This window comes from Pilimelia anulata (genome assembly GCF_014647895.1).
GTDB lineage: Bacteria > Actinomycetota > Actinomycetes > Mycobacteriales > Micromonosporaceae > Pilimelia > Pilimelia anulata.
Genome location: NZ_BMQB01000015.1, coordinates 16,701 through 27,834 on the forward strand (window position 1 = coordinate 16,701; position 11,134 = coordinate 27,834).

12 protein-coding genes are annotated in these 11,134 nt (G+C 73.1%); 8 read left to right on the plus strand and 4 right to left on the minus strand.

The window, feature by feature from the left end:
- The first annotated feature begins 256 nt into the window (after positions 1 to 256).
- The 5 genes from IEY94_RS22735 to IEY94_RS22755 all read left to right on the plus strand — a co-directional run bounded on the left by IEY94_RS22735 (position 257) and on the right by IEY94_RS22755 (position 5,936).
- Positions 257 to 2,473 carry a hypothetical protein gene (locus tag IEY94_RS22735; protein WP_189172299.1) on the plus strand — a complete coding sequence of 739 codons (2,217 nt, stop codon included), beginning with the start codon at positions 257 to 259 and terminating at the stop codon, positions 2,471 to 2,473.
- 267 nt (positions 2,474 to 2,740) lie between these two features.
- Entirely contained in the window at positions 2,741 to 4,144 is a 1,404-nt protein-coding gene (locus IEY94_RS22740; protein WP_189172300.1) for a coiled-coil domain-containing protein, read from the plus strand.
- Positions 4,141 to 4,455 (plus strand): DUF4326 domain-containing protein, encoded by a 315-nt coding sequence (locus IEY94_RS22745; RefSeq protein WP_229784372.1) that lies wholly within the window; start codon positions 4,141 to 4,143, stop codon positions 4,453 to 4,455. Before IEY94_RS22740 ends, IEY94_RS22745 begins: the two co-directional genes overlap by 4 nt.
- A gap of 225 nt (positions 4,456 to 4,680) precedes the next feature.
- The gene (locus tag IEY94_RS22750) at positions 4,681 to 5,487 is read left to right on the plus strand and encodes a ParA family protein (protein ID WP_189172301.1); all 807 of its coding nucleotides are present in this window, start codon (positions 4,681 to 4,683) and stop codon (positions 5,485 to 5,487) included.
- The gene (locus IEY94_RS22755) at positions 5,484 to 5,936 is read left to right on the plus strand and encodes a hypothetical protein (RefSeq protein ID WP_189172302.1); all 453 of its coding nucleotides are present in this window, start codon (positions 5,484 to 5,486) and stop codon (positions 5,934 to 5,936) included. The genes IEY94_RS22750 and IEY94_RS22755 overlap by 4 nt, the downstream gene beginning before the upstream one ends.
- Before the next feature lie 94 nt (positions 5,937 to 6,030).
- On the opposite strand, the gene IEY94_RS22760 is transcribed toward IEY94_RS22755, so the two are convergent.
- Complete coding sequence (locus tag IEY94_RS22760; RefSeq protein ID WP_189172303.1) at positions 6,031 to 6,375, minus strand: type II toxin-antitoxin system PemK/MazF family toxin; 345 nt, start codon at positions 6,373 to 6,375, stop codon at positions 6,031 to 6,033.
- Positions 6,372 to 6,629: a hypothetical protein gene (locus tag IEY94_RS22765; protein ID WP_189172304.1), complete on the minus strand. Its 258-nt coding sequence runs from the start codon at positions 6,627 to 6,629 to the stop codon at positions 6,372 to 6,374. The genes IEY94_RS22760 and IEY94_RS22765 overlap by 4 nt, the downstream gene beginning before the upstream one ends.
- Before the next feature lie 191 nt (positions 6,630 to 6,820).
- Here IEY94_RS22765 and IEY94_RS22770 point away from each other — a divergent pair, with 191 nt between their 5' ends.
- From IEY94_RS22770 to IEY94_RS22780, 3 genes are read left to right on the plus strand one after another with little or no spacing between them, the layout of a single operon-like run.
- Entirely contained in the window at positions 6,821 to 7,300 is a 480-nt protein-coding gene (locus IEY94_RS22770) for a DUF6247 family protein (RefSeq protein WP_189172305.1), read from the plus strand.
- The gene (locus tag IEY94_RS22775; RefSeq protein ID WP_189172306.1) at positions 7,297 to 7,653 is read left to right on the plus strand and encodes a hypothetical protein; all 357 of its coding nucleotides are present in this window, start codon (positions 7,297 to 7,299) and stop codon (positions 7,651 to 7,653) included. Before IEY94_RS22770 ends, IEY94_RS22775 begins: the two co-directional genes overlap by 4 nt.
- 47 nt (positions 7,654 to 7,700) lie before the next feature.
- Positions 7,701 to 7,994, plus strand: a complete 294-nt coding sequence (locus IEY94_RS22780; RefSeq protein WP_189172307.1) for a hypothetical protein — start codon at positions 7,701 to 7,703, stop codon at positions 7,992 to 7,994.
- A 62-nt stretch (positions 7,995 to 8,056) separates the two neighbouring features.
- On the opposite strand, the gene IEY94_RS22785 is transcribed toward IEY94_RS22780, so the two are convergent.
- Positions 8,057 to 10,081, minus strand: a complete 2,025-nt coding sequence (locus tag IEY94_RS22785; RefSeq protein ID WP_229784373.1) for a UvrD-helicase domain-containing protein — start codon at positions 10,079 to 10,081, stop codon at positions 8,057 to 8,059.
- A gap of 559 nt (positions 10,082 to 10,640) precedes the next feature.
- Positions 10,641 to 11,000 carry a hypothetical protein gene (locus IEY94_RS22790; RefSeq protein WP_189172308.1) on the minus strand — a complete coding sequence of 120 codons (360 nt, stop codon included), beginning with the start codon at positions 10,998 to 11,000 and terminating at the stop codon, positions 10,641 to 10,643.
- Between the last annotated feature and the right edge of the window lie 134 nt (positions 11,001 to 11,134).

Consider the following 11,134-nt stretch of genomic DNA (forward strand, 5'->3'; position numbering starts at 1 on the left):
CGCGCCGTTGGGCGTGTTGGTTGGCGAGTGCGTATCCGTTCACGTCACCGACTCCACGTCGGTCCTGTTACCCCAGCTCAGCGCGCCCATACGCCCGGGCAGGTAGCGCCGTTCTACGGCGCTGCGGAGGCCCGGTTCTGCGCGTTGTTTTCGCCGTTCCCCCGATCGGGGATGCGCGGTGAGCGCGCGTCTGCTGTCGGCGGGTGTGCGGGCCCTGCCCGGGCTGGGGTGGTGTGTGCCGTGTTCGGAGCGCGGTGTGATCAGCCTCGCGGTCGGCGATTCGGACGTGTGTTCGGCGCACCTGCCGCCCGGCGTGAGCGTGGGCCGCGGCGGGCAGCTCGGTGTGCGCGTCGACGAGCTGCCCCGCGCGCGTTACGTCACGGGTCAGCAGGAGGACTGCGCGGCGTGTACGTCCGCGGGTGTCCCGCGGCCGCGGCAGGGCCTGAGCAACCGGTTCCCCGACGATCCGCGGCCGCTGTGCATCCCGTGCTGGTCGGCCGAGCTCCGGGAGCGGGAGCGCGCCGAGCTGGCCGCCGACGCGGTCGCGCGGGCGGCCCTGGACGAGCTGGTCGCCGCCGGCGGCGACCGGTGCGAGTGGTGCGGCCGGTCGGACCGGCCGACCTCCTGCCGGTGCGGCTACGGGTACCTGGCCGAGGCCCGGGCGGTGCACGAGCGCGACCAGGCCGCCGCAGCCGCGCAGGCCGCCGCCGCGGCGGCGCGGCTTGCGGTACTCGAGGACGCGGAGCTGGACGCCGCGGGCGCGGTGTGGGCGGCGCAGGAGCATCTGGCGGACGTGTCCGGCTGGCGGGATCGGCTCGGCGAGTGCCTGCAGGCGCTGCCCCGGATCACCAAGACGGGGCCGCGCGGTGCGCTGGAGCTGCGCGGCCCGGCCGGCGGGAAGGCCCGGCCGGCGTTCCTGCTGGCGGCGTTCCTGCACATGGCCGCCGGCGAACGGGCGGCGGCGGGCCGGTCGGGGCGGGGCCGGCCGTCGGCGGCCGCCGACGTCGCGGCGGTGATGGCGGTGGACTCCGACTGGCGGGCGGGCCGGCGGTCGATGGCCGGTCGGACCCGCACGGCGATGCTGGCCGGGTGTTCGGAGCGGGCGGTGTCCTCGGCGTGGGCGTACGCCGTGGAGCTGCGGTGGGCGCACCGCACGGAGGCCGGCGGGCTGTGCACGCGGGCGCAGCGGCGGGTGACGGGCCGGCACCGTAACCGGGCTGTGTACGACTTGCGGCCTCTGCACCGGTGCGACGGCGCCGGCGTGGCCGGCCGGTTGGGGGAGGCGGTGGCGATCCTGGCCGGGCTGGCCGAGCACGCCGACCGGCTCGTCGTCGCCGCCGCCGCGGACCTCGCGGCCGCGCAGGAGGCGGCAGATGCGGCGGCGTGCGCGACCGCGTCGGTGCGGGCGGAGGCCGCCGAGGACGCCGCAGCGGACCTGACGCTGCTCGCCGAGCTGGACCCCGCCTACGCCGACGACGCCACCGCAGCCCGCGACCGAGCGGCCCGGCTAGCCGTGGCCGCCGGCGCCACCACGCCCCCCAGCCCGCCGCTGACGGCCGCCCAAGCGCGGGCCGGGGAAACCGGACAGCGCGGCCCGACCGCCGCGGAAACCGCCCATGAGCAGGCCAAACGCCTAACGAATATCTGCACCCCCCCCGGAGGGACAAAAGGTGAGTACTTAAGTTCCGGTTCGTACTTGGGTTTGCTCTTGATCTCCCAAGCGAACGTCACCCCGAGCCGGCGGCAGCGGCCGGCAGCCGCCGGCCGGGGAGCAGAGCAGGATCGGCGCCCTTCGGGCGCTGCTTCGACAAGAAGGGTTCCGCGGCGGTGTGGATCACCACCGGTACGGCATCCTAGGACGGGTAGGGGTGGTGGCGCGGCTGGACCGCGTCGTGGGCCCGGCCTGGCGTACGCAGACTGGCGGCCGACAGCCGAGGCACTACTGGACGAGTTCGAGTTCCTGCACGACATCGCCGACGAGCCCGGCAGGGTGCGGGTGGCGAAGATCGCGGCCACGATCGGCAAGGCCGCGGTCGGCACCCGCTGGGTGAAGGCGACGCCGGCGGAACTGGCCGCGCAGATGCGCGCCGCCTGGGGCAAGCCGATCTACGGCCACGCCGGCAGCTACTCCCCCCTGAGCTACCTGCGGGCGCTCGTGCGGGCCGCGGTCGCCGACCCGCTGGAGGCCGTGCGGGCCGCGGCCGTGGCCGCCGCGGAGGCGGACAAGTCCCGCCAGCGCGACCGGGCGGCCGCCGACACCGCCGTGCGGGCCGCGGCCGCGCCGGCCGGCGCCGGCCGCGCCCACGCCACCCTGCAAGCGGCCGCCGCCGAACGGGCCGCCCGCCACGCCACCGCGGCCGACCAGGCCGCCGCCGACCGGCGGCAGCTCGCCGCAGCCGAGGCCGAGCTGGCCACCCTCCGCACCGCCCAGGCCGAGCCCGGACCGGCCGGAAACGGGCCGTCCCGGGTCTGACGGCGCCCGCCGCGAGCTCGGCAGCGGCCCGCAGACCCGCCGGGAAGGTCGAAAACGGCTCAGCGCCACCGTGCCACCGGCCGGCCCCAGACCCTTACTAAACCATTCGGATCGAGATCAAAAACCCTCAGCGTGGATCTGAGAGCCACTAAATCGCGTAGAAAATCTGATCGCTCATTCTACAAGTTACCACGATCAACTAATTATGATTATACAAAACTCAAAATCAATTTGGATTATGCATAATTAATATGGTAGGATCATGGCATGACTTCTGAGGTGAGTGAGACCGGATTGAGCCCCGTGGGGGCTGTGGGGGCGGCCGGCGGCGAGCAGGAGCGGCGCTGCGGCTACAGCCAGTGCCCCGACCCGCTGCCCGCGGTCGTGGGCGCGGGCCGGCCGTTGCTGTACCACCGCGAGGCCCGCTGGCCCGGCGGCCGGACCTGCAAGCAGATGGCCGCCGACGAGCGCGCGGCGGTGGAGGCGGCCGGGCTGGACGTGCCGCTGGTGGCCCTGCGCGGCTTGGCCGACCAGGTCGCCGGGCCGGCCGGTGCGCTACGCGACGTCCTGGTCCGCGTCCTGGACGAGCTGGGCCGCCTCGACGGCGCCGCCGTGGCCCGCATCGAAGAGGCCGAGACGCTGATGGTCGACGCGCAGCAGCAGGCCCGCACCGCCGCCGCCGAGCGGGACCAAGCCCAGGCCGCCGCGCGGGCCGCCGACCGGGAACGGGTCGAGGCGAACACCGCCAAGACCGCCGCCCTCTCGGCCGCCCGCGACACCGAACGCGCGGCCGCCGAGGCCACCGCCCGGGCCGCCCGCGACGTCGCCGACGCCGCCCGCGCCCAAGGCAAGGCAGAAGAAGCCGCCACCGCCGCGCACGCCGCCCGGGACCGGGAGGTCGAGCGGCGGCGCCGGGTCGAGGACGAGCTGGACGACCTGCGCCCCCAGTTGCGCGAGGCCCGCGCCGACGCTAAGCGCCTCACCGGCGAGCTGCGGGCCGCGGAGAAGACCGGCCAGCAGCAGGCCGCCCGCGCCGACACCGCCGAGCGGCAGCTCGCCACCGCCGCCGCGAAGCTGGAAAGCGTCACCGCCGACCGCGACACGCTAAGGGCCGAGCTGGCCCGCGCCCGCGCCCAGGCCGACACGGCCCGGGCCGACCTGGCCGCGGCCCGGGAACACGGCGCCGCCGAGACCGCCCGCGCCGACCGCGCCGAGACCGCGGCCGCGGCCGCCACCGACCGCGCCACCACCGCCGAGCAGCAGGCCCGCGACCTGGCTGCCCAACTCGCCACCGCCACTGTCCAGCGAGACGCCGCGGCCGCCGACCGGGACCGGGCCACCGCGGCCGCCGAGCAGGTCCGCGCCGCGCTCGGCGACGAGCAGGCGGGCCGCCGCCAGGACCAGGTCGACGCCGCCACCGCGGCCGCCGAGCTGCGCGCCCAGCTCGCCGCCGCCACTACCCGGGCCGACCACGCCGACGCCGCCGCGGCCGCCGCCACCCAGCGGGCCGCCGACGCCGAGCAGGAGACCGCTACCGCCCGCGCCGAGCTGGCCGACCTCAGCGTCCGCCTGGCGGACCTCGGCTCCCTCCTGGCGGCCGCGGAGGCCACCGCCGTCGCCGAGCGGGAGCGCGCCGAACGGGCCGAGACCGCCGGCCGGGAGCGGTCGTGAGTCCGGCCCGGGTCCAGATGAGCCGCCGCACCCCATGGCGGCCCCAGCACCCCGACGCCGTCCGCGTCGACCGAGCCACCCGCTGGGGCAACCCCTTCCCCGTCGACCAACACGGCCGCGCTGAGGCGATCGCCCGGTACCGAGCGGCCCTCCTCGCCGGCGAACTCGCCGTCACCGTCGACGATGTCCGCACCCACCTCGCCGGCCGAGACCTCGCCTGCTGGTGCCCGCTCGTCGACGCCGACGGCCACCCCGTGCCCTGCCACGCCGACGTCCTGATGGAGGTCGCGGCGGCGCCGGCTGCTCCCTGATCTTGGCGGTGTGTACTCCGTGTGTACTGGTGTATGGGTGTGTTTACCTCGTGTAAACACACCCATACACCGTGTGGAGACGTGTGGACCTGCGTGTACACGGGAAGATGTGTATACAACGTGTTTACACAGATAAACACTGCGTGTACCTGTGTGTAGGCGGTGTATACCTCGGCACGGTTGTACCGTGCGACCCATGAATCACAACCCGAACCGGGCCGACTGATGCCCGGGCTGGCGATCCTCAACTACAAGGGCGGCGTCGGCAAGAGCACGCTCGCGCGCGAGCTGGCGGCGTCGCTTGCACGCCGCCAGCAGCGCAGCCTCGCCGTCGACATGGACCCGCAAGCCAACCTGTCGCGCCGGCTGGGCTTCCAGTCGAGCCTCGCCGATCCGCTGCCGACATTGGCCGGGGCGATCAAAAACGACGTCACCGGCGGCGCCGCCGACATCCTCACGCCGTGCTCGTGGAACGACCCGCTGGCCCAGTACATCGACCTGCTGCCCAGCTCGTTTGATCTTGAGAACCGCATCAGCGAGGCCGGCACGGTCGGGGCGGTCGTCCGGCTGCGCAACATCATGACCGGGCTCGGCGGGCACCACTGGCGCATCTACGACTGCGCTCCGTCGTTGGGGCACCTGACCCACATGGCCCTGGTCGCCGCCGGCGCCGAGGAGGAGTGCGGCGTCCTGCTGGTCACCGAGCCGGAGCAGGACGGCCTGGAGGGCTGCATCAAGGCGTACGAGTTCATGGAGGGCTACGCCGCAGTCCTGGGAGTGCCCCACCTGCGGGTACTCGGCATCGTCATCAACCGGGTCCGCCGCACCGAACTCCACCAGGAGAACATCACCAAGCTCGTCGACCGGTACGGCTCCCTGGTGTGGGAGCCGCACGTGCCGCTGTGGACCACCCTGGCCGACGCCCACAACTCGGCCGTCCCGCTGCACACCATGCCGGGCCCGAAGGCCGACGAGCTGGTCACCAAGTTCGAGACCATCACCGACCGGGTCATCAAGGAGATGGCCGCGTGAGCCCAGGCAAGGGCAAGCCGACCCGCCCAAACCTGCCGGCCGGGCGAGAGGCAATCATGGTGCCCGGCCTGCCGGCCCCGCAGGCTGAGCAGACCCGCACCGAGGCCGCCGCCCCGGCCGAGCCGCCGCCGTACCCCGGCGTGCGTGGCTACGGCCGCGGCGGTCGGAGCAAGAAGCCGTCGCCGTCGACCCGGCCCGCCCCGGCCGGGATGTCGCGGACGTCGTACTACATCACCGCGGAGGCCCAGGCGGCGATGGACACCGCCGTCGACCAGGTGCTCGCCACGCTCGGCGACGACGTACCGAAGCACGTGGCACTGTCCGCCCTCATCGCGGCCGGCGCCGCGCAGGCCGAGCAGGTCGCCGCCGCCCTCGTCAGCGAGCGAGCCGACGCCTTGACCAGACGCCTGGAGTCGCTGGGCATCAAGTCGCCGTACGCAGAACACTGATCCGTGTGTACTCGCGTGTGCGTCGTGTAAAGACGTGTATGGCTGTGTATACACGGTGTTCACTGAGTGTATACACAGCCATACACGAGTGGGCTTAGGCCAGCATGGCGCGTACGGCCCGCTGGATCGGCGGGCGCTGAGCCGGGTCGAGCAGGCCCTGCCGGTGTCGGCGTACGAGCCGGTCCAAGGACAGCGCCTTGACCTGATCGCACATGGCGAACCCGGCGCGGCCGTCCAGGGTCACCGGCGGCTGGAACGGCAGCCGGCGGTCGGTGCTGGTGCAGGGCACCAGGAGGACGAGGCCGTTCGGCAGGCCGCAGGCCAGCGAGGATCCCACCACGATCACGGGACGCTCGCCGGCCTGCTCCCGGCCGACCTGCGGATTCAGCTGGGCCCACCAGACCTCCCACGGCTGCACCCGCAAGGTCGGATTCGTCATCGATGGGTCACCTCGGTGTCGGTCTCCGCCCACTCGTGGGCCTCTGCTTGCCAGTCGGCGATCTGCTCGGCCGACAGTCGCTCGACGGCCTTCATGGAGTCGTAGACGAACAGGACGTCGTCCAGGGCATCATCCAACGTGACGCCGCCCAGGGCGGCCGCAATCGTGGACAGCGCGTCGCGGTGCGACGTGCTGATCTTCATCGTCGTCGGCTTCTCCGGTGCGCTTCCCGGGGTCATCACTGAGCTACTCATACTTGAAATATACGACTGGTATACCAGAGATCCAATGGAAAAACCGGGCGGAATCTTTTGGCCGGTGTGCGTTAACGTCACTGGACATTCGTGATGCTATTGCCTTCCACACCATAAATGGAATTATGGAGTTCACATTTCGGGCAGAATTTTGTCTGGACGGACCGCTAGTTTGGAACTACCTTCAAAGTATGTCTGTGGACGTGGCGAACTTCTCCGACCTGGTCAACAAGCCCCGGGAGACCCTGGCCGGCCTCACCGGCGCCCGGGCCACCGCGGTGCGCCTGCACCGCCGCGGCGGTGACGCCGACCTGATGCTGACCACCGCCGAGCGGTACGAGCGCGACCAGGTCGTCGTGGCCGCCGCCGCCCGGCTGCTGGCCGAGCTGCTGCGCGACGTCGACGCGCTCACCGGCGCCCAGCTGCGCCGGGTGCTGCAGGCCGTGTTCGCCTGGTCGGCGTTCCTCGACGACGAGGACCTGCGCGAGTTCGCCGGCGAGCTGACCGACACCGTGCGCGCCGCCGCCGAGCTGGACAACCTGGCACCGGTCACCACCGTCATCGCCGCCTGGCGGCACTCCGCCGAAATCTCCGCCGACCCGGAGCTGGTGAAGATCCTCACCCAGCCCGCCGACGACCACGGCGTCATCGCCGCGCCCGACGCGGCGTGAACCTCAAGCGCGACCAGCCCATCCCACCGCCGCCCGCGGAGGGGGAGTGGCTGATCATCTGCGGTACCCGCGAAGCCCGCACCGGCTGGCCGGACCTGCAGCGGCAGGCCGGCGCCAACCTCGCCCGCGCACACGAGACGCTGCGCACCGACCCGGCACCGGTCCCCGAGACCGACCGCCAGCACCGGCTGCGTGGCAAGCAGCTGCGCAGCGGTGAATACCAGGGCCGGACGCTGCCGCGCTGGCAGTACGAGGTCACCGGCGGCGGCCGGATCTGGTATCTCGTCGACGCCGAGCACCGGCAGGTCATCGTCGTACTCGCCTCGACCGGGCACCCCAAGGCCACCGAGTAGCCGCCGGCCGGTCGCCGCGCGCGACCGCGCTCCATAAGGTGCTCGGCATGACGACACCCGACGAGCAGGACGGCCCCGCGCAGATCAGCCTCAACGAGCACCCGCACCTCCTCGCCACGATCACCGGCCCGACCGAGGCGGCGGTGCTGCACAAGGCCGCCGAGTGGCTGGAGAGCTTCGACGGCTGTGTCGTCGTGCTCGCCACCAGCTGGCGCGGCGACGTCGCCGAACTCACCTCGGAACCCGACGCGCCGCTCTACCAGCTGGACCTGACCGTCGACATGAGCATCGCGGCCAGCGAGGGCCGGTGGCCACGCGACTGGTTCCACGGCCACGGCTGAGCGCGCAGTTCCCCGGCCTGGTCCGCCGCCGCGTAATCCGTTACGGCTCCCGCCGTCACGCTTCACCACTCGTCGTCGCGGTCGCGGCTCCACTGCCGTACCCGGCCGCTGGTGGGCTGGTCGATCCAGTCCAGCGAGCCGCGGTCCAGGCGCGCCTTGGCGCGGCTGACCGACACGTAGGCCAGCATGGCCTCGTCGCGGCGTACCGGCTGGCGGAAGCCGTCCTTGTCGCAGGGGGGCTCCCGGAAGTCGTCGGCGATGGTGACGGTGTCCCACTCGCGGCCCTTGGCCTTGTGGGCGGTGGAGATGACCAGCGGCGCGGTGCGTTCGTCGGCGAGCCGGTACGCGGCGGTGATCAGGTCTTCGGGGCCGTGCTCGTCGACCAGGCGGACGAACACGGCCAGGTCGCGGCCGCCGGCGTCGTCGCGCACGTATTGCTGCACCTCGCCCCAGGACTTGAACATGAACAGCTCGGGGTGGTCGGTGCCCTTGCCGGCCTGCAGCGCCTGCGCGGCCTCGGCCATGCGGCGGATGGCGGTGGCACCGCCGACCAGGCCGGGCTTGAGTCCGGCGTCCAGGGCGATCATCGCCTGGCGCAGAGCCTCGGCGTTGGTGCGGCACAGGATCGCCCGCGGCCGCTCGACCGGGCCGACAGACGAGCGCAGACCCGGGTTCCCGGTCAGCCGCAGCCGGGCGTCGAGGACGGCCAGCCATTTGTTCGCCTCGTCGGCGATGAGCTGCCCGAACCGCCAGGACTGGGTGAGGGCGAGGCGGTACTTGGCCGGCCACTGCGCGATGGTGTCCACGGCGCCGCGCCAGCCGTAGATGGCCTGGCACTCGTCGCCCACGGCGATGAGCTGGCAGGACTGGGCCAGCAGCACCGAGGCGATCAGCGGGTCGGCGTCCTGGGCCTCGTCGAACAGCACGTAGTCGGCGCGCAGGTCCGGCCGGCTCAGCGCCCACATCTTCAGGTAGTGGTCGTGGGCGAACCGCAGCTTGCCGTCGACGTCGCGCAGGTCCGCCCACGCCGCGGTCGCCCACTCGGCGAGCCGGCCGGCGAGGAACGCGTGCGCCTGGTCCTCGACGCCGTGGACGTCGGGGGCGTGCTGCGGGCCGATCTGCTCGTCGGCGGTGCGGCAGTACCGGTCGACGGTCTCCATCGTCAGCCTGGCCAGCTGCGTCGGGTCGACCAGCACCCCGTCGCCCAGGGCCAGGCCCGAGTCGATGCCCAGCCGCGCCGCGACGTCGCGGGCCGGTAGCCGCGGCCCATCGAGGCGGTGCTTGTAGGCGTGCCCGACCGCCCGGAACGCCAGGCTGTGCGCGGTCGAGCACTGGACGGTCTTGGGGAACGCGCGGCGGGCGTCGGCGGCGATGGCCCGGTTGAACGCCACGTACAGGCCGCGGCCCTTCATGAGCGTCGCCGCCATCCGCAGCGTGGACGTCTTGCCCGTGCCCGCCCCGGCGGTGATGACGGCGTTGTCGCCGGAGCGGCACGCGTCGATCACCGCGGCCTGCTCCGTGGTCGGGGTGAGCCCGCCGATGACCTTCCGTACCGCCGTCGACGGCGCCGGCACCGGCTTGCGCGGCGGCGAAGCCGGCCACACCGCCCGGTCGGATTCCGTCACCGGCGGCGCCGTGACAGTAGCGGCGGTCGGGGGAGTCAGTGCGAGCTGGGCGCCGTCGTCAACGGCCGGCGCCGGCCCGCGCAGCGCACCCGGGGCGGCCTCGGCGACCGCCTCCCACGCCCGCCCGACGGCGTCCAGGTGCCGGCGCACCTCGACCAGCTGCGCCGGCGACAGCTTGCTCACCAGCGCCCGCAGCGTCGGCATGTCGACCCGGGCGTCCAGCCAGCCCAGCCGCTCCCGGATCGCGTTGCGGTCCGCCGCCGGCGTCGGCGCCGACCGGGTCCGGTAGGCGCGGGTGCGGCACGCCGGCGAGCAGTACCGGGCCCGCCGACCCGGCCCCGAGTGCCGCACCCGGAACGGCTTCTCGCACACCTCGCAGTCGAGCACCACCGGCGAGCCGGCCAACACCGTCGCCTGGCTGCTGCGCCGCGGCGCCCGCTTCCCAGAGTTGGTTTCCGTCACGACACTCACTGTGACGGAAAGCGTCTAGGAGGGGAAGGCGGCGCGGCGCGATTGGCAGATGGCGTCACCCGGACCACCCGAGCCGGGCCGGCGTGCGCTGTTACCCGTGGCTACCCAACAGCCACGCCATGACAGCGGGCTCGTCTACCCAACAGCGAAAGCGATGGTCGGCCCAATCCCCGGCCGGACTCCGGCCCAACCCCCGGCCTGGCGGCCGCGCCGTCCGGCCGGGTCCAGGCCGCCCCCCACCCACCCAACAACCCAGGTCAAGCACCACATGCCGGCGGGGGACGGAACCCGACACTCTCCTAGTAGGGGAGTTCTAGACGGGGGTGATCGCTTAGGGGAAGAGGAATGCAACCTCCCACAGGGAGGAGTCTGGGCCCGGCCGGCCGGTTGTCAGCCCGCTGTCAGCGGCCCGACCTGCACGAACACGAGTGTCAGCGCCACCTCGGTCGGTTCGTCGGGGACGCGGCGAACGAACCCAGCAACGAACCCACCAACGAAGGGGGCAACGAAATCGGACATCCGCGTTTCTGCCACCGCCGCCCGGCCACGTTCAGCCCGGCAGCCACCGCCGCAACCACGTCCAGCGCGGCCGCGGGGGTGGGGGCGTGACTTCCAGGATCTCCCCGTCGTCGTAGTGCTTGACGACCTCTACCCGGTACCCGCGCGCGGTCAGCGTTTCAGCGTGCTGACGCATCTTCGGCGGCCACACCCGGAACGGGTCGATGCGGAAACCGCCCACGAGATGGGGCCCTCCCCGTTTCCCGACCGAGACCTCGAAGCCGCCTTCGTAGTCGTCGTCTTCGCGGTCAGGGTCGTACTCACGGCCGCCGTGCTGTCGGAGCAGGCTGCGTATCTGTTCGGCCTCTCGGTGGGCGTCGCGCTGCTCCTGCCGGCGAGCCGTGTCGCTCATGGCGGTCACAGTAGCCGGGTGAAGCGCGCCGGCGCGCCCCGTGCAGTCCCCGGGCGCCGCCGTGACGCGGGCGCCCGGCCCGCTGTGCGCCGCCGCAGCGGCCCCAACGCCGCCCACGCGCTCATGCCCTTGGG